We start from the raw sequence: 22,475 nt of genomic DNA, 5'->3' as shown, positions 1-22,475 counted from the left end.
TGACCCACCCATGGCATAGGCGCCGCCCCCTCCCGCCCTCCGAAAAAATAAAGTCCCAACATTCGCGCACCACATTCAGTGCAGTCGGGTTTCGCAACTCTGGACTTCCGTTTGTTCCTGCGTCCCCATTACGTGTCGGGTTTAGCAACTCTGGACTTCCGTTTGTTCCTGCGTCCCCATTACGTGCCCGACAGATAGTGCTTACTGAAAGCGGCTGTCCGCTGGCGCCACGCCGCGATGGTGGTGTGCTTGAGTCGGTAGAGCACCTTGGGGCGTGAAGCTGGCTGGTTCGCGGTCGAGACTTGTCAGCGACCCCGGGTGTACTTAGGCCCACCTGAGTATTAGCAGGCGGGGAGATGTTCGTTTCTGGGGTCCGGCCGACCACGCAACTCCGGGACTGACCGGACGCGTTGGTGCTTGATTGGCGTCGGTCATGTGTTGTGATTCACGAGCGAATGTCGGCGGCAGGACGAGCTAACCTGCTCCATCGCGGGCTGGGGTGCGGCGGGCCAGTGCCCGCGACAGCGGCAGCAGGACCAGCAGGCTGACGATGGCCACGACCACGACCATGACCACGACGCTGGGGTCGGTGAAGCTTTGTCCACCGACCACCAGCGCGGCGGCGATGTTGCGTTGGGCGGTGCCCAATGCGAGTACGGGCCGGGTGCCGGCAGTTGGGCCGCCCAGTGCCCATCCGGTCCCGTAGCCGATCGCGATGAATAGCAGGCCGGCGAGGATGGCGCGTGTGCCGAACACTGAGAGCACGTTGTGGAAGTTGACCACCACCAGTAGCACCACGACGGCGACGAGCCCGAGGCTGGACAGCCGGTCGCACCAAGGTTTGACGGCCGCGGCGGCGCGGGGCAATTTGGCGTTGACTGCAAGGGCGATGGCCAGGGGCAGCAGCATCAGCACGATCAGGGAGCGAGCGATTTGGCCGGGGTTGACCGAGACGCCGGGCAGCAGCATCGGCAGCACCAGCGGCAGGTAGCCGACGGTGATGACCATCAGCACCACCATTAGTGCGACCGCGAACGCGAGGTCGCCTCTGGCGATCTGGGCGAGTTTGGGTAGAAACGGGGCGCCGGCGGCCACCCCGAGCAGCAGCAGGCCCACGGCGAACGGTTCATCCAGGTGCAGCACTTTGGCCAGCAGCACCGCCGCGGCGGGCATCAAAAGAAAATTGGCCAACAGAGACATCGCTACCAGCCGCACATTGCGGAGCGGGGCGGTGATTTCTGTGAGCGTGAGCCCCAGACCCATCGCCAGCATGCTCGACACGACGAAAATCAGTGTGGCAATCGGGACGGCGTGCTGCAGTGCTGCCATCATCGCGTTGACCTCAGTTCTGTGGGCCGGTTCGCTGCCTGTTTGGCTTCTTTCAATCCATGGGGACGCCCGACGATGGGTGGCGGCAGCGGCAAGTTCTGGACCGCCGCCGCATTCGTACTGTACGTAGCTGCGTACTGGTGTGGTCATGCTTTCGTGCCCAGGGACGGTGACGATTGCAGCCGCAACAGCCCGCAGTGAACTGGTCGTTGAATCGTGGAGGACTCGTGGAGGGTCAGACCAACGACTGGACGCGTGACGGTATCAATCCGGGTCCCGACTGTTGTCGGCGCTCGGTGTGGTGGGTGGCTTCTCGTGACGGAGCCGTGAATTGGCGACCGTTAGCAGATAGTGGAGGCCCGCTGGTGCTAGCGTCACGGCTAGTCGGGGTCGAGTGTCATAAGGAGCGGGGATGCCCAACGATCAGGACTGGACTCGGCCGGCCGCGATGGCCATCCCGAAGGAAGGCTATTTCGAACTGGAGCGGGGCCGCTACGGCCCCCTTTTCCCGCGGACGCCCGCCTGCCACGGCTTCTCGATCATCGCGAAGGTCAAGGAGGGTCGCGAGGAGGCGATCCGGGCATACGGCAAGACAATCGAGGACACGATCGCCGCCAGCCCTGAGGCCCTCGCGCCGCTGCGACTGCATTACCTGCGCTGGGTACTGTTCGACGTCGGGTCGGGGCTGCACTTTCAATATCAGGGCATCTTCGACACCGATTTCGACAAGTACACCGAGGATGCGGTGCAGTTGTTCAGCGCGACAGGTGTCACAACAGTGTTCACCAACCTCGAAGGATTTCCCGAGGATTGGAAAGAGAACCCGGACGCGTTCATTAAGTTCGTTCGGGAACACCAGGTGCCCAGCTTTCTGGAGTACGGCGAATACCCGTACGTGACTGCGGACGAAATCAAGAAGGCGTTGCGTCTCAAGGCCGCGTTCTCCGACATGCTCGACCAGATGCAATGAGCGACACCCCACTCGCTGCGATCCAGACCTATCTGGACGCGTTCAACGCCGGGGATCCCTCGGCGATGTCGGCGGCGTTCGCCTCCGACGGGTCGATCCTCGACGGCATGGCCCCACACCTGTGGCTGGGGCCGACGGCCGCTGCGGACTGGTACCGCGACGTCTTGGCCGAAGGTGAACACCTGGGTGCGTCGGGCTACCACGTCAGCATTGGTGATCCGGTGCACAACGACACCACAGGCGACGCCGCTTATGTGGTGGTCCCGGCCACGATGACGTTCGACCTCAAGGGGAACACGGTGACCCAGACCGGCGCGACGTTCACGGTGGCGCTTCGCCGCAGCACCGACGGGTGGCGGGTCGCGGCGTGGGCGTGGGCGAAGGGTCAGCGCGCGCTGTGACCGCCGGGTCGCCCTTGGAGCTCGACGATATTCAGCACATCCTGCTGACCCGAACGCCGTCGATGACGGGACGCTACGAGTTCTTGTCATTCGACGATCCGGCCGGCGGTCGAGCATGGTTGTCCGAGTTGGTTGATGTCGTCGAGTCTGCCGCCTCGGTGCGGGAAACCATGGACCGCACCAAGCGGTGGGTAACGCTCGGCTTCACCTGGAACGGGTTGCGTGCGCTGGGCCTACCAGAGGAATCGCTAGCCACGTTCCCGGACGCATTCCGCGAGGGCATGGCGGCTAGGGCGGACATTCTGGGCGACACCGGACGCAACCATCCCGACAACTGGGACGGCGGCTTGGCAGGCAACGACCTGCATGCCATCGCGATCTTGTTCGCGCGCGACGAACCCGAACAGCGCAGGGCCACCGCGGCGCACGAGGAACTGGTTAACCGATGCGATGGTGTGCGCCGGCTGTCGTACCTGGACTTGAACGCGACCCCGCCGTTCAACTACGCACACGACCACTTCGGGTACAGAGACCGGCTGTCACAACCGGTGATGGAAGGATCGGGTGAAGAGCCCACGCCGGGCTCGGGGGCCGCGCTCAAGCCGGGAGAGTTTGTCCTCGGATATCCGGACGAAGCTGGTCCGGTCGCCAATCTGCCACGGCCGGATGTTCTGTCGCGCAACGGAACCTACGCCGCATATCGGCGACTCCAGGAGCATGTGGCGCTCTTCCGGGACTATCTGCGCGAGAACTCTGAGACCCGGGACGACGAGGAATTGCTGGCGGCGAAGTTCATGGGCCGCTGGCGCAGCGGTGCCCCACTCGTCCTGGCGCCGGAGAAGGACGACCCAGAGCTGGGCGCAGACCCGATGCGCAACAACGACTTCAACTACGGGGAGATGGATCCACACGGATACGCCTGCCCACTTGGTGCGCACGCGCGGCGCCTGAACCCGCGTGACACAGCGCATAACATGAACCGGCGCCGGATGATTCGACGAGGTGCCACCTATGGTCCCGTGCTGCCCGAGGGCGCACCAGATGACGGCGTGGACCGCGGCATCGCCGCGTTCATCATCTGCGCCAACCTGGTCCGTCAGTTCGAGTTCGCACAGAACGTCTGGATCAATGACAAAGCCTTCCATGAACTGGGCAACGAACACGACCCGATCGTCGGCACCCAGGACGGCACACTAGACTTCACCGTCCCGAAACGGCCAATCCGCAAGGTTCACAAGGGACTTCCCGCGTTCACCACCCTCACCGGCGGCGCCTACTTCTTCCTCCCAGGGATTAACGCGATGCGCTACCTGGCATCCCTTTGAACAATCGAAGGACTAATCACTATGCGCGCTCGCACCTACAACCAGAGCCACGTCACCCGCCCGCACAGCGGCGGCAGGCGCATCAGCATCTACTGGACATGGAGCTATCCCTGGGAGTCGCAGCGGCCTCCGGAGGTGATCGAAAACCGGTTCTCCACGATCACCGAGGTGCGCAACGTCTTATGGCCTGCCTACGAGACACCCGAGTACAGCGAGGCGAATTTTCTGCAGGGCATCGCGGGAACGCTCGAACTCTTCCACCGGTCGGCGCTGGCGTTTCAAGAAGTCGCCGAGGAGGCCACCGGCCATCCCGTCGCCGTCTTCCAGCGCATCGACCAGGCCGGCTACAAGCTGCCGATCGACGAGCGGATCCTCGCCGACACCGACACCCTCATGGTGTTCGGGCTCGACCATCTGCTCGCCCAGGAAGAGGCCGCGCCCGAGGAGATCGCCGCCATCGAAGACTGGCTGCAGCGCGAGGGGACCTGCCTGCTGCTGGCGCCGCATCACGACGTCGGCTTCACCGACGACTTTGAGCAGCGCCAGGTCGAGTACGAACACCACGGCGACCGGCTGGTGCCACGTCAGCAGCGCTTCACCGCGTATACCCGGTCGCTGATGAAGGCCCTCGACGTGCCCGTGCACAACACGTGGGGGCTTCGTCCCGCGGTCGTCGAGGGCACCAAGGAGATCGCACCGCTGACCGGCTTCCGGGACCTCGACACCCCGCGGCTGCTCGACAATGTCAGCACCTTCAACTTCCACCCGCACCTTCCCCACTACGAACTGACCGCGCCGGAAAGCAAGGACCTGGTCGTGCTCGGACGCCAGCGCGTCGACCCCAACCGGCCGCATCCGTTCACCGCGGCCGGTAACACCGAGTTCAACGCGCTGATCTGGATGCCGCCGAAAGACAAGCGCGCGGGGGACATCGTGCTCATCGACTCCACCCACTTCACCACGCTGTTCGGTGGCACCGATAGCCTCAAGAACCTCTGGCACAACCTCGCGACGATGGCGTGAGTCGGCCAGCACCACCGCAACCGGTCCAATCGTCAAACGTCGTCGCCAAATACGACGCTGCCTAGGGATTAAGGGCTGTTGGGCACGAATTGGGCACGCGCCCCGCGGGGCAGCTACAAAACATCGCTTGAACTGCGTCGAACGTGGTGCGCGATACTGGGATTGAACCAGTGACCTCTTCCGTGTCAGGGAAGCGCTCTCCCGCTGAGCTAATCGCGCCGAACCATCGTTGAGGTGGAGACGGGAATCGAACCCGTGTGCACGGCTTTGCAGGCCGTTGCCTCACCACTCGGCCACTCCACCGCTGGGGTTGATGCCACTGCACCTTCGAGCGGATGACGGGATTCGAACCCGCGACCCTCACCTTGGCAAGGTGATGCGCTACCAACTGCGCTACATCCGCGCGCCACGAACGACTCGTCGCCCGTCGCGAAGGACGACGATAGTCCACCAAAGTGTAGCTGCACAAATCCCGGCGTTTGCCGGTGCGTCGCTGCCCGTTCACACCTCAAAACAGCTGGTACGACTCGCGTGAGAGGAAAAATCAGACAACTCGGGACGCTCACCGCGCCAGCGGAATGGCCCGGCCGCAGATCATGAACCTTCCGCGCACATCGGCGATCGCGTGACCCTCGCCCGACGTGCCGATGCAGCCACCAGGAAACCGGCAAGCCAGCACCACTGATGCCCGCCGGCGGATTCGGGGCGCGACCCCTGATCGTGCTAGTCTTCGACGTCGTTCGGCCGTTCGGTCGACTCTCCGGTCTCGTAGCTCAGTGGGAGAGCGTCCGCCTCACACGCGGAAGGTCGCTGGTTCGAACCCAGCCGGGACCACCCCTTCACGACAACGCGCCACGCCTCGCCTCCCTAGACTCAACTCATGCTCTTGGTGATCAATCCGCCGTATGGAGGTCGGAGTGTCTGAACCCAAACCGCCCGGCGAGATTCTCTCCGAAAGCGAATGCTGGAACCTGCTCGGCAGCGTGTCGTTGGGGCGACTGGTCACAACAGCTGACGGGCACCCCGAGATCTTCCCGGTCAATTTCGTCGTTCAGCGCAAGACACTGCTGTTCCGCACCGCGCAGGGCACCAAGTTGGTCAGCACGGCGGTCAACCACGACGTGCTCTTCGAGGCCGACGATCACAACGTCGCCGGGGGCTGGAGCGTGATCGTCCGGGGCGTCGCCCGCACCGTCCGCGATGAGGACGACCTCGAGGAAGCCGAGCGGGCGCAACTACTGCCGTGGACCGCGTACACAAAGGAGCACTACGTGCGCGTGCTTCCTCGACGTGTCACGGGTCGTCGCTTCAAGTTCGGGTCCTAGGCATCAACTACCGACCGCGCGCGACGATCACCGGCATCCGCGCCGACTGAACCACCGCAGCGCTGACCGAGCCGAGCAACATGCCGGCAAAGCCGCCGCGCCCACGGCTCCCCACCACCACAAGTTGCGCTTCCTCGGAATGTTCGAGCAGCTGTCGGGCCGGCTGATCGCATACCACGAGCCGGTACACCTGGACGTCTGGATAGCGCTCCTGCCAGCCGGCGAGGCGCTCAGCCAACAACGCGTCCTCAGACGCTTTCATCGTCGACCAGTCCATGCCGGGGTAGTCGACGACGCCGGCATCGCTCCATGCGTGCAGGGCGACGAGGTCCACCCCTCGCAGCGAGGCCTGCTCGAACGCCAGCTTCGTCGCCAATTCCGATGCGGGGGAGCCGTCGATTCCCACCAGGACGGGCGCCTTTGCGGGGTCCGGCATCAACGGGTCTTCGTCGTGGATCACAGCAACAGGGCAATGCGCGTGGTGGACCAGCCCGGCACTGATCGAGCCCAACACGCTGCGTAGGGCGCCCTGGCCCCTGCTGCCGACCACTATCATGTCGGCGTTCTGCGATAGCTCGATGAGCGTGGGAAGCGTTGGCGCGCAGCGGAACTCAGTCTGCGGCTTCGCTGCCCTGGCGTCTCCGGCCACTCGTCTGGCCACCTCGACCGCGTCGTCGAGGAACGACTGCCCTCGCTGCTGTTGCCACGATGCGAAGTCGCCGGGCAGCGGCGACTGTGACCAGGTGGCCACGACGGGGTTGGCCACGTGCACCAGCGTCAGCGGACGGTTCCGCAATGCGGCATCGCGGGCGGCCCAGTCGACCGCGACGCGCGACGCCGGGGACCCGTCGACCCCGACCACGATGCCCCGGTCGTCGGTGATGGCGGACATGACTGGAACGCTAGATGATCACCCGACCGGCGACATCAAAGCCCCAACGACCGTTGGACGTCTTTCAAGGTCTGCGCGGACTTGCGCAGCCCCGCCAACTCGTCGGCTGACAGCGCCAGCTCCAGTACCCGTTGTGCACCCGCAGCCGAGACGACGGTCGGCAGTGACAACGCCACATCGGTGATGCCATGCGCACCCTCCTGCAGCGTGGTCACGGGCAACACACGGTGCTGGTCCTGCAGGATCGCTTCGATGATGCGCGCTGTCGCCAACCCGATCGCAAGGTTCGTCGCACCCTTGCCGGCGATGATCTCGTAGGCGGCGTTGACCACGTTCGCCGCGATCTCGTTTCTCACGTCCGGGCCGAAAACCGGCGTGCCGTCTATGCGGAAGTCCAGTGCCGGAATACCTCCGATGGAAACGGACGACCACAACGGAATCTCGGAGTCGCCGTGCTCGCCGACGATGAACGCGTGGACGTTGCCGATCGCCACTTGCGCTCGCTCCGCGATCATGACGCGGAACCGGCTCGAGTCCAGGAGCGTTCCCGAGCCGAAGATACGGCCGTGCGCGAGTTGGACAGTCTGTGCCGCCGCATAGGTGACGACGTCGACCGGATTGGTCACAAAGACGATGACGGCATCCGGGGAGTGTTCCAGCAGCTTCGGAGTCAGTGTGCAGGCCATGGCCACGTTCGTCGCGGCCAAATCGAGTCGACTCTGCCCCGGATGCTGTTTCGCCCCCGCGGTGACGACCACGATCGCCGAATGTGCCGTGACCGCGATGTCGTCAGACCCGACGATCGGGCAGTGGGGGACGAACAGGCTTCCATGTGTCAGGTCGAGCACCTCGGCCCGCACCTTGGCCGCATTCGTGTCGTAGAGGGCAAGCGAAGGAGCCGACCCCCGGATCAGACAGGCGTAGGCGATCGCAGTGCCCACCGAGCCGACGCCCACCACGGACACCTTCGTGGGCAGTCGTCGGTCGGTGGGTTCGGTCATCGCTCCGATCGTTTCACCGCCCCCAGCGGGATGCACGCCGATATGGCAGACGCCCGCCGGAACTCAACGACGGCGCCGCCAGACGATGATCCCCACAACGGCGAGGATCGCGACGATCGCCGCCACCGGAACCGTCTGCTTCGGATTGTCGGTGGCCGTATGCCGAAGCTTGTCCGCCTTCTCGACGACGCGCTCCTTGGTCTCGGCCGCCTTGTCCTTGGCGTGCGCCTTGGTCTCGTCGACCTTCTCCTTCGCGCGCGTCTTCACATCCAACTTGGCCTGCAGGGCCTCGACCGTCTCGCCGAGTTCGTGGCGGGTCTGCTCGATGTCGGCCTGGATGTCGTCGACGCCCGCATCCGGTCCTGGCTCGGGGCGTGGAGTCGGTGCGGTCATGACCGGGCGTCCTTCAATTCTTGGATGTCGGCTTTCACCGTCTCGACGGTTTTCGGCGCCGCGGGGGTGACCTCTTGAGCCTGTTTGCGTCCCAGCAGTGCGGCAATACCTGCGATCACGAACAGCACCGCTGCGACGATCAGCGCCGCGGCCCACACCGGCAGCACGAGAGACAGCGCCGCCACGCCCGCGGCGATCAACGTCGCCGCGCCGAAGAAGGCCAGCAAGCCCGCCACACTGAACAAGCCCGCGCCGATCCCGGCGTGTTTGGCCGATTCTTGAAACTCCTTCTGCGCCAACCGCATCTCGTCGCGGATCAACCGCGAAGTCTGCGTCGACAATTGGCTCATCAACTCGCCGATCGACGCGTCTGCGGTAGGTCTCGATTCCACCGTCATCACATACCAACCTCTGACTTGTCCTGATCTGTCGCGACAGTGATGCCCGTGGTCAATGGGGCCGAAACACCGAGGCATCTTTGAATGCATCTGCCGATCGTGATCTGTGCCAGGACGGTGACGAGGGGCAGAACCGCAGGTGAGCCGGAGATGGAAGCCGCCGCCGATTTCCGATGCGGCTCTACCATGCCGAACCGGTCACCATTTGGAAACGGCGCGGTGCGGCGTGGCGTGTCTGTGGCGACTGCCTGCTGGTATTGACGCGGTCGTATGAACGCGACCTCGGTACGGCATGCAAGATCTGCTGCCTCGATTGAACGAAGTGTGAGCGTGAGTGGAGGGATCAACGTCGATGACGACCTTTAAAGGAGTCAACATCGCGGCAGCTGTCGGGGCTGGATTGCTAGGTGCGGCCATTGGGCTGGCCATCGCACTGAGCCCGGCCGCGTTGGCGGGTGGATATGAATGTGTCGAATCCGCCACGGGGCAGGCGCCTACTGGGGCGCCGGGGGCGCCCGTCTGTGCCCCGCTGACCGACATGGCCGGCGTGCCGATGGCACTTCCCGGCCCGCCGCCTGTCGCGCCGCCTCTGGTGCCGCCGCCCGTCGTGCCCCCGCCTCTTGTGCCGCCTCTGGTGCCGCCGCCCTTGGCGCCACCCGTTGTGCCCCCACCGCTGGTGCCGCCAGTGGCCGGGGCTCCGATTGCGGGGGCTCCGATTGCGGGGGGCGCTCCCGCGGCAGTCGGAGCTCCGCTCACGGAGATGGGCGGGTTGGCCGGTAAGGGCAAGGGAGACCCATCCCGTCCGGCGGCGCCCGGAGCACCCGTGCCGGGTCAGCCCACTCCGGCAGGGCCGGTGAGCTGACGACCCACCGAGGATAGTCCCTCCGGTTTGGCCCGGCGGCGAGCAAGTCTCGCTGCCGGGCCAAATTCCGTGATGGACAACAACTTCCACGAAACAAATTGGCTGTCGTGGCCGAACCGTGACGGAGACTTGATCGAATTGCTCATGTGCTCTTGGCCTTAACGTCTTTCGACTGCCCTACCATTATTGACATCGTTGTAATTTCAAGGGAGGCACCAAGATTGCGTGCTGTACTTCGGTGTGTACTTGCCGCCGTTGTCGTCGCTACCAGCGTGGTGGCAGGGCCGGCCGTAGAAGGCGCTGCGGCCGCTAGCCAGGCGGTGAGAAGCGCCATCGCCTCCATATTGCCTGCCGAGGGACAGGTCGTCGGGATCGCGCACCCCGTTGTGGTGACGTTCAAGGAATCGGTCCTCGACAGGGATGCGGCCGAGCGATTGCTCGACATCACCTCGACGCCACCGATGACGGGCACGTTCGAGTGGCTCGACGCCCAGACCGTCCAGTGGGATCCAGACGAATTCTGGCCCGCCCACAGCACAATCGCGCTCTCCGTCGGCGGCTTCAAGACGAACATCGCGACCGGTGCCGCGGTTGTCGGCGTCGCCAACATCGCCGAACACACCTTCACGGTCACGATAGACGGCGTCCCACCCGACAAGCTCCCCTCGCCGCACCACCGCCCCTTCTTCGGTAAGCCTGGGGTGTTTCCGGCTTCGATGGGCCGACCTGAGTATCCGACGCCGGCGGGAAGGTTCCCCGTCCTGGCCAAGGAACGCCACGTCAAGATGGATTCGAGCAGCGTCGGCATCCCCGTGACGGCCGACGACGGCTACCTGCTCGACGTGGAATGGGCTGTCCGGCTCACCAGCCGTGGCATCTTCGTGCATTCGGCCCCGTGGGCGATCAATTCACTCGGGCACGAGAACGTCAGCCACGGGTGCATCAGCCTCAGCCCCGAAGACGCCGAGTGGTACTTCGACAACGTCAAGGTCGGGGACCCGGTTCTGGTGCAGGAGAACAATATCGAGGTGCCGCGGCCTCGGGTGGAACCGGCGAATCCTGAGGTTCCGCGGGTGATCGCGCGCTGACCCGGCTGCGTGCTCACGAGCGCGACTTGTCCACGATCTCCTTCGCGATCTTGAGCAGCGGCACATTGGAGTCCTGCGACAGTTTGCGTAGCAGATCGAAGGCCTGCACCGCGTCGACACCGTAGCGTTCCATCATCATGCCCTTCGCCTGACCGATGATGTCCCGACTGGCCAGGGCCCGCCTGAACTGTTCGTCGCGGCGCGCGGCATTCCAGGCCACCGACGAATGGGCCGCGAACACCAGCCCCAGGTTTCTGGCCTCCTCGCCGAAGGCGTCGGGTTCCTCGGAATAGACGTTGAGCGCGCCCATCGTCTCACCTTCGATGAACAACTGAAACGCCATGATCGAACGAATCGGCGTCTCCGCCAAGGCATCTCGGCGATAAAGGGGGAAACGGTCGTCGGTGTGAAGATCGGCGACGTAGACGACCTTCTTGTCCCACGCCGCGGTCAGGCACGGGCCCTCGTGGTGGCGCTGCTGGATCTTGTCCAACAGCATCGGGTACAGATGTGTCGCGGCAGGCGTCTCGACGCTCTTGGGCTTGCGGGTGATCGTGATGCCGGCGTACTGGGCTCCGGGAATCTCGACGGCTGCATGTTCGGCCAACTCCGCGATGACGGTGTCCGCATCGGGTCGGCTGTAGAGCCCGCGCACCAATTCTGCGATACGTAGGTGAGCGCCCTCGCGTTCGTCGGGTTCGTTCGCCATCACCATTCGGAGTCCTTCACCGTCGTCTCAGATTACGCCGCAAGGTCAAGATCGACCTTGCTAACAGGTCGTAATTATCGGTGACGCAAGCTGTCGGCGGTCCATTTTGACCTCCACCGCCGATCCGCGCATCACAGCGCTCTCAGATACCGGTCGGTGACCACCCGCTGGACCAGCGACGTCACCGGCGACGCAAGCCGGCTCCACCAGGTGGCATGCCGGGAGAACGCAGTGACCAGGGCCGTCACCTCGTACGATGCGGGGTCGTACGACACCAGGAACAGCTCTTCACCGGACTCCGCGTGGCCGGGCAGGGTGCCGTAGGCGAACCCGCGGGCGTGGTGTTCGTCGACGACGTAGACCACTCGGCACGGCGCCGCGATCGGACCCAGGTGCACGAGAACCTCGGACCCCACCTCCGCGACCTCCGTCGTCGCCTGGACCCGCACCCCAGCGCCGCGCAGCATGCCCCATCGCATTCCGGCGGCCGCAGCCTCCTCGAAGCGGTCGCGGCCATGACCGATGACGGCCGACTTGTGTACGTGGTGGTAGCCGGGCGGCAGCTCGCCGGTGGTCGCACCCACCTCGGGATACGTCAGCGGGAGCGCGCCGAGATCGCTGAGTCTCACTCGCGCTACCTTGCCATCGCCGGCGTACGGAGAGCATGGCCGCCGCCGAAATCGAGCTGACCGACGACGAGTTCGACACTCTGAGCAAAGCCGGAGCCGCCGACGACCGAGCGAGGCAATACGGTGGGACGGGTGAGCTCTGAGCAGCCGCCCGGTGGTGGCTTCAACCCGCCGGTCGCCACCGACCGTGGCGGACCCGACTATGGGCGCTTCATCGAAGCGGTCCGCACGTTGCAGGACCACGCCCGCGCCGCCGATGCCCCCGACGAGGTGATCAGCGAAGCGGCCAACCAGATCGAGAAGGTGTCGCAGCTGCTCGCCCCCTACTACGCCGACGAATGGTCCTCTCCCTCCGGCCGGCGGTTGGACCTGCCCAACCGCGGCAACATCCTGTCGATCCCCCTCGACGTGCGCGTCACCGATGATCAGCGCATCGAAGGCACCGCGGAATTCCGCCGCTTCCACCTCGGCCGCAACGGCGCGGCCCACGGCGGCACCGTCGCGCAGCTCTTCGACGCCCTACTCGGCTTCACCGCGTTCAAGCTCAGCGGCAGCAGGGCCCAACGCACGGCATTCCTGCGCATCGACTATCGGCGGATCGCGCACGTCGAGAAGCAATTTCAGGTGGAGGCGGGGATCGACCGGATCGAGGGCCGCAAGATCTTCGTCTCCGGACGGCTGCTCGACGGCAACGCCGTGCTGGCCGAGGCGCACGCATTGTTCGTCAAACTCAAACCGGGCCAGCCGTGAGCGTCGCCGACGTCAAGAGGCGCCTCGGCAGCTGGCGCGAGCGGGTCCGGAAACGACGCACGATCAACTTCGCCTACCGCATAGGGGTCGGCGTCGTCGGGGCCGCGGTCCTCGGGCTGGGCATCCTGGCCATCCCGTACCCGGGTCCTGGCTGGGCGATCGTCTTCGTCGGCCTGGGCATCCTCGCCACCGAGTTTGAGTGGGCGCGACGGCTGCTGGCCTACGCCAAGGAGCGCTACGACAAGGTGATGGACTGGTTCCATCGCCAGCACGGCGCAGTGCAGATCCTGGGCGGGGTGTTCACCGCGTTGGTGGTGTTTGCCACGCTGTGGCTGCTGGGCGCGGTCGACTTCTTCGCCAACCTCGTCGGGCTGGAGCACAGACTGCTCGAGAGCCCCCTCGGCATCGGGTCCTGACGCGGCCGATCGCAGACGGTCACCGATAGCATGGTCGCGTCCTCGAGTCTGTTGACACTGAAACTGGAGAGTCACCGATGAGCGCCGCCACCGACCGCACTCCCGCAGCCCCGATCCGGGTCGCTGCCGGGACCACGGCGGGGGAGGCGGTGCGCGAGGCGGGCCTACCGAGCCGGGGCGCATCCGATGCGATCGTCGTCGTCCGCGACGCCGAGGGCCGGCTCCGTGACCTGTCGTGGGTGCCCGACTCCGACGTCGAGGTGACGCCGGTGGCCGCCGACACCGACGACGGCCGCAGCGTCCTGCGGCACTCCACCGCGCACGTGCTGGCTCAAGCCGTACAGGATCTCTTCCCCGAGGCCAAGCTCGGCATCGGTCCGCCGATCACCGACGGGTTCTATTACGACTTCGATGTGGAGCAGGCCTTCACGCCCGAAGACCTCGCGGCGCTGGAGAAGCGCATGCGCCAGATCGTCAAAGAGGGCCAGCTGTTCTCCCGGCGCGTCTACGAGTCGAAAGACCAGGCCCGCGAGGAGCTCGCCAACGAGCCCTACAAGCTCGAGCTGGTGGACGACAAGTCCGGCGACCCCGATGTGATGGAGGTCGGTGGCGACGAGCTGACCGCCTACGACAACCTCAATCCCCGCACCCGACAACGGGAATGGGGCGATCTGTGCCGCGGCCCGCACATCCCGACGACGAAATACATCCCGGCGTTCAAGCTCACCCGCAGCTCGGCCGCCTATTGGCGCGGCAACCAGAACAACGCGAGCCTGCAACGTATCTACGGAACCGCCTGGGAATCGCAGGAAGCACTCGACAGGCACCTCGAGTTCATCGAGGAGGCGCAACGTCGGGACCACCGCAAGCTCGGCGCTGAGCTCGACCTGTTCAGCTTCCCCGACGAAATCGGTTCGGGTTTGGCCGTTTTCCATCCCAAAGGTGGAATCATCCGGCGCGAGCTCGAGGACTACTCGCGGCGCAAGCACACCGAGGCCGGCTACCAGTTCGTCAACAGCCCGCACATCACCAAGGCCGAGCTGTTCAAGATCTCCGGACACCTCGATTGGTACGCCGACGGCATGTTCCCGCCCATGCACCTCGACGCGGAACTCAACCCCGACGGCACGGTGCGCAAACCCGGCCAGGACTACTACCTCAAGCCGATGAACTGCCCCATGCACTGCCTGATCTACCGGTCGCGTGGGCGTTCGTACCGCGAACTTCCGTTGCGGCTGTTCGAATTCGGCACCGTGTACCGCTACGAGCTGTCCGGTGTCGTGCACGGGCTGACGCGGGTACGCGGGCTGACGATGGACGACGCCCACATCTACTGCACCCGCGATCAGATGCGCGACGAGTTGACCTCGCTGCTGCGCTTCATCCTCGACCTGCTCGCCGACTACGGCCTGACCGAGTTCCACCTCGAGCTCTCCACCAAGGACCCCGACAAGTCCGTCGGTTCCGACGAGCTGTGGGAGGAGGCCACCGACGTGCTGGCCGAAGTCGGCGCCGCCTCCGGGCTCGACCTCGTCCCCGATCCCGGCGGCGCGGCGTTCTACGGCCCGAAGATCTCGGTGCAGGTCAAAGACGCGCTCGGCCGCAGCTGGCAGATGTCGACCATCCAGCTGGACTTCAACTTCCCCGAGCGCTTCGAGCTGGAGTACACCGCCGCGGACGGGTCGCGGCAGCGGCCGGTGATGATTCACCGCGCGCTCTTCGGGTCGATCGAGCGGTTCTTCGGCATCCTCACCGAGCACTACGCCGGAGCGTTCCCGGCATGGCTGGCGCCCGTGCAGGTGGTCGGCATTCCGGTCGCCGACGACCACGTTCCCTACCTGAACGGCCTTGCGACGCAACTGAAGATGAAGGGCGTCCGTGCCGAGGTGGACGCCAGCGATGACCGGATGGCCAAGAAGATCGTCAACCACACCAACCAGAAGGTGCCGTTCATGTTGGTGGCGGGAGACCGCGACGTCGAGGCCGACGCCGTCAGCTTCCGATTCGGCGACCGCACCCAGATCAACGGCGTACCGCGCGACAAGGCCGTCGCCGCGATCACCGACTGGATCGCCAGCCGTCGAAACGCCGCTCCCACAGCCGAACTGCTCGAGGTGGGTACCGCGAAGTGAGCGCCGACGACCGGGCCGACAGCGGCATCGACAACGACCACACGGTGATCGACCGCGGCGCCGGTGACCCCGACCATCTGCAGCGGCTGTGGACGCCGCACCGGATGAGCTACATCGCCGAGGCGCCCATGAAAGGCGGGTCGGCCGGCTCGGGCAAGTCCCGCCAGCCGTTCACCGACATCCCGATGATGCCCGACGAGGAGGGGCTGGTCGTCGCGCGCGGCGAGTCCGTTTACATCGTGCTCAACCTCTACCCGTACAACCCGGGGCACTCGATGGTGGTGCCCTATCGACGGGTGTCTGAGTTGGAAGACCTCACCCCCGACGAGAGCTTCGAGCTGATCTCGTTCACCCAGAAGCTGATTCGCGTGATCAAGTCCGTCTCTCACCCGCACGGTTTCAACGTCGGGCTCAACCTCGGTCAGTCCGCGGGCGGGTCGCTGGCCGACCATCTGCACATGCACGTCGTGCCGCGCTGGAGCGGCGACGCGAACTTCATCACGATCATCGGCGGCTCGAAAGCGGTGCCGCAGTTGCTCCGTGAGACCCGTGAACTGCTGGCCACCGAATGGGCGAGACAGCAGTGAGCAACTTCTACCTGATGACCCGGGCCGCGTACGAGAAACTCAGCACGCCGATCGCCAAGGGCGCGCTGCGAGCGGGGTTCACCCCCGACAGCATCACGATCCTGGGTACCGCGGGCTCGGTGCTGGGGGCGTTGACGCTGTACCCGATCGGTCATCTGTGGTGGGGCTCGGTCGTCGTGTGGCTGTTCGTGCTCGCCGACATGCTCGACGGTGCGATGGCCCGCCAGCTCGGCGGTGGCACCCGCTTCGGGGCGGTGCTGGATGCCACGTGCGACCGCATCAGCGACGGCGCGATCTTCTGCGGGCTGCTGTGGTGGGCGGCGTTCGGGCTGCAGAGCGCCTCGCTCGTGGTCGCGACGATGATCTGCCTGGTGACCTCGCAGGTCATCTCCTACATCAAGGCCAGGGCCGAAGCCAGCGGTCTGTCGGCGGAGGGAGGTCTGATCGAGCGTCCGGAGCGGCTCATCATCGTGCTGGTCGGCGCGGGGCTGTCCGGTTTGTTCGGTGTGGTGTGGCTGCTGCACATCGCGATGTGGGTGCTCGCGGTGACCAGCTTGGTGACACTGGGTCAGCGTGTGCACAGTGTGCGGACGTCGCCCGGAGCGATGGATCGGATCGTCAAGCCCGACGCAACCGATGCGGGCGGGGACGAACCGGAGGCGGGTGAGCAGTGACCACCACCCCCTCGGGACCGACGGCCATTGGCAACCCGTTGGGTGGCTGGTTGTCGGACTGGGGGTACGCCGCGGGCTGGCGGCTGGTGCGCGCGATGCCGGAGTTCTTCGCCCGCAATACTTTCGATGCCGGCGCTTACTTCGCAGCACGCGGCGGCGGGCCCGAACAGCTGCGCAAGAACCTGGCTCGCGTCGTCGGCGTACCGCCCGAGCAGGTGCCCGGTGGACTGATCCGTGCTTCGCTTGCCTCCTACGCCCGATACTGGCGGGAGGCTTTTCGGTTGCCGACGATGGACCACGAGGCGCTCGGCCGTGAACTGGTCGTGGACGACGTCGACCTGCTGTGGGCCGCATTGGACGCCGGCCGCGGTGCGGTGTTGTCCTTACCGCACAGCGGCAACTGGGACATGGCAGGCGTCTGGCTGGTCCAGAACTACGGCACGTTCACCACGGTGGCCGAACGCCTCAAGCCCGAGTCGCTGTACAACCGCTTCGTCGCATACCGGGAGCGTCTGGGATTCGAAGTCGTTCCGTTGACCGGCGGTGACCGGCCGCCGTTCGAGGTTCTCGCCGAGCGGTTACGCGACAACCGGCCGGTATGCCTGATGGCCGACCGTGACCTCAGCCGCAGCGGGGTCGAAGTGAATTTCTTCGGCGAACCCACGCGCATGCCCGCGGGCTCGGCCAAACTCGCGATCGAGACCGGGGCGGCGCTGTTCCCGGTGCACTGCTGGTTCGAAGGCGATGGGTGGGGCATGCGGGTGTTTCCCGAGATCGACACGTCGTCGGGCGACGTCACGGTCATCACGCAGGCGTTGGCCGACCGGTTCGCCCGCAACATCGCCGAGCACCCGGCCGACTGGCACATGATGCAACCGCAGTGGGTGGCCGATCTGTCGGCGGAGCGGCGGGCGAGGCTGGAGGCCAGCCCGTGAGGATAGGCATGGTCTGCCCGTACTCGTTCGACGTGCCGGGCGGGGTGCAGTCGCACGTGCTGCAGCTGGCCGAGGTGATGGACGGCCTCGGGCATCACGTCAGCGTGCTGGCGCCGTCGTCGCCGGGCGCGCAGCTGCCCGACTACGTCGTCTCCGGCGGCAGGGCCGTGCCGATTCCGTACAACGGATCGGTCGCGCGCCTCCGATTCGGGCCCGCCACCCACCGCCTGGTGAAGCGCTGGCTGGCCGACGGCGACTTCGACGTGCTGCACCTGCACGAGCCCAACGCCCCGAGCCTGTCGATGCTGGCGCTCAACATCGCCGAGGGCCCGATCGTCGCGACGTTTCACACCTCGACCACAAAGTCGTTGACGCTGAGCGTGTTCGAGCCGATTTTGCGGCCGATGCACGAGAAGATCGTCGGGCGCATCGCGGTGTCGGACCTGGCCCGCCGCTGGCAGATGGAGGCGTTGGGCAGCGACGCGGTCGTCATCCCGAACGGGGTGGACGTGTCGACGTTCGCGTCCGCGCCGCTGCTCGACGGCTATCCCCGTCCGGGTAAGTCGGTGCTGTTCTTGGGCCGCTTCGACGAACCCCGCAAGGGTATGGCGGTGCTGCTGCGCGCGTTGCCGACGCTGGTCGAGCGGTTCCCCGACGTCGAGGTCCTCGTCGTCGGCCGCGGGGACGAGGACGAACTGCGCGACGACGCAGGTGAACTCGCACCGCATCTGCGCTTCCTCGGTCAGGTCGACGACGCGGTCAAGGCGTCGGCGATGCGCAGCGCCGATGTGTACTGCGCACCCCACACGGGCGGCGAGAGTTTCGGCATCGTGCTCGTCGAGGCCATGGCCGCCGGCACCGCGGTGGTGGCCAGCGACCTCGACGCGTTCCGTCAGGTGCTCGACGACGGGGCGGCCGGCCGCCTGGTGCCGGTCGACGACGCGGCGGCGCTGGCCGACGGGTTGATCGAGGTGCTCGACGACGACGCGGTGCGCGAGCACTACATCACGGCCGCGACGCACGTCGTGCGGCGCTACGACTGGTCGGTGGTGGCCCGGCAGATCATGCGGGTGTACGAGACCGTCTCGGGCTCGGGTACCACGGTGACGGTCTCAGGCGGTGACGGCGGCACCAGGGCGACGAGGGCGGCGAGAACCAGGAAGGCGACCGGAGGCGTCCGGTGATCACCTGGATCGTCGTGATCACGCTGGCGCTGCTGGTGGTGGTCATCCTGGCGGTCGGCGGGTGGGCGTTGCAGACCGCCAACCGACTGGACCGGCTGCACGTGCGATACGACCTGTCGTGGCAGGCGCTCGACGGGGCGTTGGCCCGCCGCGCCGTCGTCGCCCGCGCGGTCGCCGTCGACGCCTACGGTGACGGGCCGCAAGCCACTCGGCTGGCCGCGCTGGCCGATGCCGCCGAGCGGGCGCCGAGGCATGCTCGCGAGGGCACCGAGAACGACCTGTCCGCCGCGCTGGCGCAGGTGGACCCGGCGTCACTGCCGCAGCCTCTGGTCGCCGAACTGGCCGACGCCGAAGCGCGAGTGGTGCTGGCCCGTCGTTTCCACAACGACGCGGTGCGCGACACCCTCGCGCTGCGCGAACGACCTGTGGTGCGCATATTGCGGCTCGGTGGAACCGCCGCGCTGCCAACCTATTTCGAGATCGTCGAGCGGTCAGAGACGGTACCGGAGGTAGGTCGAAGGTGAGCTGGCGCACGTCGGCGCGGGTGGTTCTGCTCGACGAGGCGGGGGCGGTGCTGTTGTTTCGCGGCTCGGACCCGGCGCTGGCCGACGCCCCGCGCTGGTGGTTCACCGTCGGCGGTGCGGTGGAACCGGGGGAGACGGTCGCCGACGCCGCGGCGCGGGAGGTCGGCGAGGAGACCGGTCTGCGGGTGGCCGCCGCCGACCTCGTCGGCCCGCTGTGGCGGCGCCAGGCGGTGTTCGAGTTCGACGGTTCGGTGATCCGCAGCGAAGAGCTGTTCCTGGTGTACCGCACGACACGATTCCAGCCGTCGATGGGCGGTCACACAGCGCTGGAACGGCGCACGATTCTCGGCTATCGCTGGTGTGATGAGACAATGATCCAAGAGCTGGTCGCCAATGGCGAAACCGTCTACCCGCTGCAACTCGGCGAGTTGCTGCACCAAGCGAATGTGCTCGCCGACGCGCGCGGAAGCGGTACGCGGCTGCAGTTGCAATCGATCCGCTGAAGCGCGGAATCAACACGTTTGCGCCCGCGTTTAGACTCGATCAGTAGGGATTCGGAGGAGATAGCAGTGGATACCGCACCGAACGGGTCGGTGACCCAGACCGGAACAGCCCGGGTGAAGCGTGGCATGGCCGAGATGCTCAAGGGCGGCGTGATCATGGACGTCGTCACGCCCGAGCAGGCCAGGATCGCCGAGGGTGCCGGTGCGGTGGCGGTCATGGCGCTCGAACGGGTGCCCGCCGACATCCGCGCTCAGGGTGGCGTCGCGCGCATGAGTGATCCCGACCTCATCGAGGGCATCATCTCGGCGGTCACCATCCCGGTGATGGCCAAGGTCCGCATCGGCCACTTCGTGGAGGCACAGATTCTGCAGAGCCTCGGCGTCGACTACATCGACGAGTCCGAGGTGCTCACCCCCGCCGACTACACCCACCACATCGACAAGTGGAAGTTCACCGTGCCTTTTGTGTGCGGTGCGACCAATCTCGGCGAGGCGCTGCGGCGCATCACCGAAGGGGCGGCGATGATCCGCTCGAAGGGCGAGGCCGGCACCGGCGACGTGTCCAACGCGACCACCCACATGCGTCAGATCGGCGGCGAGATCCGTCGGCTGACTTCGCTGTCGGAAGACGAATTGTACGTCGCGGCAAAGGAGTTGCAGGCACCATACGATCTGGTGGTCGAGGTGGCTCGGGCCGGCAAACTGCCGGTGACGCTGTTCACCGCCGGCGGCATCGCGACCCCCGCGGACGCCGCGATGATGATGCAGCTCGGCGCCGAGGGCGTGTTCGTCGGCTCTGGCATCTTCAAGTCCGGCGATCCCGCCGCCCGCGCCGCCGCGATCGTGAAGGCCACCACGTTCTACGACGATCCCGACGTGCTGGCGAAAGTGTCGCGCGGGCTGGGCGAGCCGATGGTCGGCATCAACGTCGAGGACGTCGCCGCCCCGCACCGGCTCGCCGAACGCGGCTGGTAGTCCAGGTGGCGATCGAGCAGATACTCGATCTCGAGCAACTCGAGGTCAACATCTACCGTGGCAGCGTCTTCAGCCCCGAATCAGGGTTCCTGCAACGGACTTTCGGCGGACACGTGGCCGGCCAGTCGCTGGTCTCGGCGGTGCGCACGGTCGAAGCGCAATTCCAGGTGCATTCGTTGCACGGATACTTCCTTCGGCCGGGAGACGCCAAGGCGCCGACGGTGTACATCGTCGAGCGGCTGCGTGACGGCGGCTCGTTCGTGACGCGTCGCGTCAACGCGATCCAGCACGGCGAGACGATCTTCTCGATGTCGGCGTCCTTCCAGACCGACCAGAGCGGCATCGAGCATCAGGACGCGATGCCCGAGGCGCCGCCGCCCGACGACTGCCCGGGACTGACCGAGATCAAGGCGTTCGACGATGCGGGCTTCAACCAGTTCGCCGAATGGGACGTCCGAATCGTGCCGCAGCAGAAGCTGATCCAGCTGCCCGGTAAGGCGTCCCAGCAGCAGGTGTGGTTCAAGCACCGCGATCCGCTGCCCGACGACTACGTGCTGCACATCTGCGCGCTGGCCTACATGAGCGATCTGACGCTGCTGGGTTCGGCGCAAGTCCATCATCCGGATCTGCGCAAACACCTGCAGGTGGCGTCGCTGGATCATGCGATGTGGTTCATGCGCCAATTCCGCGCCGACGAGTGGCTGCTTTACGACCAGTCCTCGCCGTCGGCCTCCGGTGGCCGGTCGTTATGCCAGGGCAAGATCTTCAACCAGTACGGCGAGATGGTGGCGGCGGTCATGCAGGAGGGACTGACCCGCTTCAAACGCGACTACCGACCGTGAGCGCTGCGCATGTCGGTGTCCTTGCGCTACAAGGCGACACCCGCGAACACCTGGCGGCGCTGCGCGAGGCCGGGGCGGAGGCATCCACCGTGCGGCGAGTACGCGAGCTGGAGGCCGTTGACGCGTTGGTGATTCCCGGCGGAGAGTCCACCGCGATGAGCCACCTGCTGCGCGAGCTCGACCTGCTCGAGCCCCTGCGGTCGCGGCTGGCCGACGGCATGCCGGCTTACGGTTCGTGCGCGGGCATGATCCTGCTGGCCTCGGAGATCCTGGATGCGGGGTCAACGGGTCGGGAGGCCACGCCGCTGAAGGGGATCGATATGACGGTGCGGCGTAATGCCTTTGGGCGCCAAGTCGACTCGTTCGAAGACGACATCGCCTTCGGCGGCGTCGACGGGCCGGTGCACGCCGTGTTCATCCGGGCGCCGTGGGTGGAGCGCGTCGGGCCTGAGGTCGAGGTGCTCGCGACGGCCGCCGGTCACATCGTCGCCGTGCGACAGGGCAGACGACTCGCGACGGCCTTCCATCCGGAGATCACCGGCGACCGCCGCATCCACAAGCTGTTCGTCTCGATGCTCTAGCAATCGCGCGATTTGTGCACATTCAGG

The 22,475-nt window shown here is 66.0% G+C and carries 24 protein-coding genes, 4 tRNA genes and 1 pseudogene; 19 read left to right on the top strand and 10 right to left on the bottom strand.

What is annotated here, in order from left to right; translation table 11 throughout:
* Positions 1-474: 474 nt before the first annotated feature.
* Positions 475-1,332 carry a bile acid:sodium symporter family protein gene (locus AU193_RS12420; RefSeq protein WP_064422677.1) on the bottom strand — a complete coding sequence of 286 codons (858 nt, stop codon included), beginning with the start codon at positions 1,330-1,332 and terminating at the stop codon, positions 475-477.
* A 409-nt stretch (positions 1,333-1,741) separates the two neighbouring features.
* Between AU193_RS12420 and AU193_RS12415 the strand changes: the two genes are divergently transcribed.
* From AU193_RS12415 to AU193_RS12400, 4 genes are read left to right on the top strand one after another with little or no spacing between them, the layout of a single operon-like run.
* Positions 1,742-2,299: a hypothetical protein gene (locus AU193_RS12415; protein ID WP_172798287.1), complete on the top strand. Its 558-nt coding sequence runs from the start codon at positions 1,742-1,744 to the stop codon at positions 2,297-2,299.
* Complete coding sequence (locus tag AU193_RS12410) at positions 2,296-2,700, top strand: nuclear transport factor 2 family protein (RefSeq protein ID WP_064422676.1); 405 nt, start codon at positions 2,296-2,298, stop codon at positions 2,698-2,700. Before AU193_RS12415 ends, AU193_RS12410 begins: the two co-directional genes overlap by 4 nt.
* Positions 2,701-2,714: 14 nt before the next feature.
* Entirely contained in the window at positions 2,715-4,025 is a 1,311-nt protein-coding gene (locus AU193_RS12405; protein ID WP_371259191.1) for a Dyp-type peroxidase, read from the top strand.
* Between the two features lie 21 nt (positions 4,026-4,046).
* Complete coding sequence (locus AU193_RS12400) at positions 4,047-5,048, top strand: hypothetical protein (protein ID WP_064422675.1); 1,002 nt, start codon at positions 4,047-4,049, stop codon at positions 5,046-5,048.
* A 144-nt stretch (positions 5,049-5,192) separates the two neighbouring features.
* On the opposite strand, the gene AU193_RS12395 is transcribed toward AU193_RS12400, so the two are convergent.
* The 3 genes from AU193_RS12395 to AU193_RS12385 all read right to left on the bottom strand — a co-directional run bounded on the left by AU193_RS12395 (position 5,193) and on the right by AU193_RS12385 (position 5,451).
* Positions 5,193-5,267, bottom strand: a tRNA-Val gene (locus AU193_RS12395).
* A 13-nt stretch (positions 5,268-5,280) separates the two neighbouring features.
* Positions 5,281-5,351 (bottom strand) — tRNA-Cys (locus AU193_RS12390).
* 27 nt (positions 5,352-5,378) lie between these two features.
* Positions 5,379-5,451 (bottom strand) — tRNA-Gly (locus AU193_RS12385).
* Positions 5,452-5,810: 359 nt separating this feature from the next.
* On the opposite strand from AU193_RS12385, the gene AU193_RS12380 reads away from it, so the two are divergent.
* Both AU193_RS12380 and AU193_RS12375 read left to right on the top strand, forming a co-directional pair.
* A tRNA-Val gene (locus AU193_RS12380) sits at positions 5,811-5,882 on the top strand.
* An 83-nt stretch (positions 5,883-5,965) separates the two neighbouring features.
* Positions 5,966-6,373, top strand: coding sequence for a pyridoxamine 5'-phosphate oxidase family protein (locus AU193_RS12375; RefSeq protein ID WP_253867785.1), 408 nt, complete (start codon positions 5,966-5,968; stop codon positions 6,371-6,373).
* Between the two features lie 7 nt (positions 6,374-6,380).
* Here AU193_RS12375 and AU193_RS12370 read toward each other — a convergent pair whose 3' ends face one another.
* From AU193_RS12370 to AU193_RS12355, 4 genes are all read right to left on the bottom strand, one after another.
* Positions 6,381-7,265: a universal stress protein gene (locus AU193_RS12370; RefSeq protein WP_064422673.1), complete on the bottom strand. Its 885-nt coding sequence runs from the start codon at positions 7,263-7,265 to the stop codon at positions 6,381-6,383.
* A gap of 35 nt (positions 7,266-7,300) precedes the next feature.
* Positions 7,301-8,266 carry an L-lactate dehydrogenase gene (locus AU193_RS12365; protein ID WP_064422672.1) on the bottom strand — a complete coding sequence of 322 codons (966 nt, stop codon included), beginning with the start codon at positions 8,264-8,266 and terminating at the stop codon, positions 7,301-7,303.
* 63 nt (positions 8,267-8,329) lie between these two features.
* Positions 8,330-8,659: a DUF3618 domain-containing protein gene (locus tag AU193_RS12360; protein WP_064422671.1), complete on the bottom strand. Its 330-nt coding sequence runs from the start codon at positions 8,657-8,659 to the stop codon at positions 8,330-8,332.
* Positions 8,656-9,057: a phage holin family protein gene (locus AU193_RS12355; protein WP_172798286.1), complete on the bottom strand. Its 402-nt coding sequence runs from the start codon at positions 9,055-9,057 to the stop codon at positions 8,656-8,658. Before AU193_RS12355 ends, AU193_RS12360 begins: the two co-directional genes overlap by 4 nt.
* Before the next feature lie 352 nt (positions 9,058-9,409).
* Here AU193_RS12355 and AU193_RS22835 point away from each other — a divergent pair, with 352 nt between their 5' ends.
* The gene (locus AU193_RS22835; RefSeq protein ID WP_082682949.1) at positions 9,410-9,919 is read left to right on the top strand and encodes a hypothetical protein; all 510 of its coding nucleotides are present in this window, start codon (positions 9,410-9,412) and stop codon (positions 9,917-9,919) included.
* Between the two features lie 221 nt (positions 9,920-10,140).
* Entirely contained in the window at positions 10,141-11,007 is an 867-nt protein-coding gene (locus AU193_RS12350) for a L,D-transpeptidase family protein (protein ID WP_064422669.1), read from the top strand.
* A gap of 13 nt (positions 11,008-11,020) precedes the next feature.
* Here AU193_RS12350 and AU193_RS12345 read toward each other — a convergent pair whose 3' ends face one another.
* Together AU193_RS12345 and AU193_RS12340 are read right to left on the bottom strand one after the other, a co-directional pair.
* Entirely contained in the window at positions 11,021-11,716 is a 696-nt protein-coding gene (locus tag AU193_RS12345; RefSeq protein WP_064422688.1) for a GAF and ANTAR domain-containing protein, read from the bottom strand.
* A gap of 131 nt (positions 11,717-11,847) precedes the next feature.
* Entirely contained in the window at positions 11,848-12,345 is a 498-nt protein-coding gene (locus AU193_RS12340; protein WP_064422668.1) for a DUF1990 family protein, read from the bottom strand.
* A 132-nt stretch (positions 12,346-12,477) separates the two neighbouring features.
* Here AU193_RS12340 and AU193_RS12335 point away from each other — a divergent pair, with 132 nt between their 5' ends.
* From AU193_RS12335 to pdxT, 11 genes and pseudogenes are all read left to right on the top strand, one after another.
* Entirely contained in the window at positions 12,478-13,095 is a 618-nt protein-coding gene (locus AU193_RS12335) for a PaaI family thioesterase (protein ID WP_064422667.1), read from the top strand.
* The gene (locus tag AU193_RS12330; RefSeq protein ID WP_064422666.1) at positions 13,092-13,511 is read left to right on the top strand and encodes a TIGR02611 family protein; all 420 of its coding nucleotides are present in this window, start codon (positions 13,092-13,094) and stop codon (positions 13,509-13,511) included. Before AU193_RS12335 ends, AU193_RS12330 begins: the two co-directional genes overlap by 4 nt.
* A gap of 77 nt (positions 13,512-13,588) precedes the next feature.
* A complete protein-coding gene (gene thrS, locus AU193_RS12325; protein ID WP_064422665.1) occupies positions 13,589-15,643 on the top strand; it encodes a threonine--tRNA ligase in 2,055 nt (684 codons plus the stop codon).
* The gene (locus tag AU193_RS12320; protein WP_064422664.1) at positions 15,640-16,230 is read left to right on the top strand and encodes an HIT domain-containing protein; all 591 of its coding nucleotides are present in this window, start codon (positions 15,640-15,642) and stop codon (positions 16,228-16,230) included. The genes thrS and AU193_RS12320 overlap by 4 nt, the downstream gene beginning before the upstream one ends.
* Complete coding sequence (pgsA, locus tag AU193_RS12315) at positions 16,227-16,904, top strand: phosphatidylinositol phosphate synthase (RefSeq protein ID WP_064422663.1); 678 nt, start codon at positions 16,227-16,229, stop codon at positions 16,902-16,904. Before AU193_RS12320 ends, pgsA begins: the two co-directional genes overlap by 4 nt.
* Complete coding sequence (locus AU193_RS12310) at positions 16,901-17,839, top strand: phosphatidylinositol mannoside acyltransferase (RefSeq protein WP_256364338.1); 939 nt, start codon at positions 16,901-16,903, stop codon at positions 17,837-17,839. The genes pgsA and AU193_RS12310 overlap by 4 nt, the downstream gene beginning before the upstream one ends.
* Positions 17,836-19,023, top strand: a complete 1,188-nt coding sequence (locus AU193_RS12305) for a glycosyltransferase family 4 protein (protein WP_064422662.1) — start codon at positions 17,836-17,838, stop codon at positions 19,021-19,023. The genes AU193_RS12310 and AU193_RS12305 overlap by 4 nt, the downstream gene beginning before the upstream one ends.
* Positions 19,020-20,050 (top strand): annotated as a pseudogene (locus AU193_RS12300) (NUDIX hydrolase). The gene AU193_RS12305 and the pseudogene AU193_RS12300 overlap by 4 nt, the downstream one beginning before the upstream one ends.
* Positions 20,051-20,116: 66 nt before the next feature.
* Positions 20,117-21,025, top strand: coding sequence for a pyridoxal 5'-phosphate synthase lyase subunit PdxS (gene pdxS, locus AU193_RS12295; protein ID WP_059164661.1), 909 nt, complete (start codon positions 20,117-20,119; stop codon positions 21,023-21,025).
* A 5-nt stretch (positions 21,026-21,030) separates the two neighbouring features.
* The gene (gene tesB, locus AU193_RS12290; RefSeq protein ID WP_064422661.1) at positions 21,031-21,867 is read left to right on the top strand and encodes an acyl-CoA thioesterase II; all 837 of its coding nucleotides are present in this window, start codon (positions 21,031-21,033) and stop codon (positions 21,865-21,867) included.
* A complete protein-coding gene (pdxT, locus tag AU193_RS12285; protein ID WP_064422660.1) occupies positions 21,864-22,448 on the top strand; it encodes a pyridoxal 5'-phosphate synthase glutaminase subunit PdxT in 585 nt (194 codons plus the stop codon). Before tesB ends, pdxT begins: the two co-directional genes overlap by 4 nt.
* Positions 22,449-22,475 lie beyond the last annotated feature (27 nt).

The sequence above is a fragment of the Mycobacterium sp. GA-1285 genome, from assembly GCF_001499905.1.
Classification (GTDB): domain Bacteria; phylum Actinomycetota; class Actinomycetes; order Mycobacteriales; family Mycobacteriaceae; genus Mycobacterium.
The sequence above is the reverse complement of the archived record's forward strand: the minus strand, read 5'-3'. Positions and strand labels throughout refer to the sequence as shown.

Bases quoted from the DNA above. Each gene is read 5' to 3' on its own strand.
- AU193_RS12355 (WP_172798286.1), bottom strand. From the start codon at position 9,057: ATGACGGTGGAATCGAGACCTACCGCAGACGCGTCGATCGGCGAGTTG.
- AU193_RS12400 (WP_064422675.1), top strand. From the start codon at position 4,047: ATGCGCGCTCGCACCTACAACCAGAGCCACGTCACCCGCCCGCACAGC.
- AU193_RS22835 (WP_082682949.1), top strand. From the start codon at position 9,410: ATGACGACCTTTAAAGGAGTCAACATCGCGGCAGCTGTCGGGGCTGGA.
- AU193_RS12410 (WP_064422676.1), top strand. From the start codon at position 2,296: ATGAGCGACACCCCACTCGCTGCGATCCAGACCTATCTGGACGCGTTC.
- AU193_RS12420 (WP_064422677.1), bottom strand. From the start codon at position 1,332: ATGATGGCAGCACTGCAGCACGCCGTCCCGATTGCCACACTGATTTTC.
- AU193_RS12345 (WP_064422688.1), bottom strand. From the start codon at position 11,716: ATGGCGAACGAACCCGACGAACGCGAGGGCGCTCACCTACGTATCGCA.
- AU193_RS12360 (WP_064422671.1), bottom strand. From the start codon at position 8,659: ATGACCGCACCGACTCCACGCCCCGAGCCAGGACCGGATGCGGGCGTC.
- thrS (WP_064422665.1), top strand. From the start codon at position 13,589: ATGAGCGCCGCCACCGACCGCACTCCCGCAGCCCCGATCCGGGTCGCT.
- AU193_RS12365 (WP_064422672.1), bottom strand. From the start codon at position 8,266: ATGACCGAACCCACCGACCGACGACTGCCCACGAAGGTGTCCGTGGTG.
- AU193_RS12415 (WP_172798287.1), top strand. From the start codon at position 1,742: ATGCCCAACGATCAGGACTGGACTCGGCCGGCCGCGATGGCCATCCCG.
- AU193_RS12370 (WP_064422673.1), bottom strand. From the start codon at position 7,265: ATGTCCGCCATCACCGACGACCGGGGCATCGTGGTCGGGGTCGACGGG.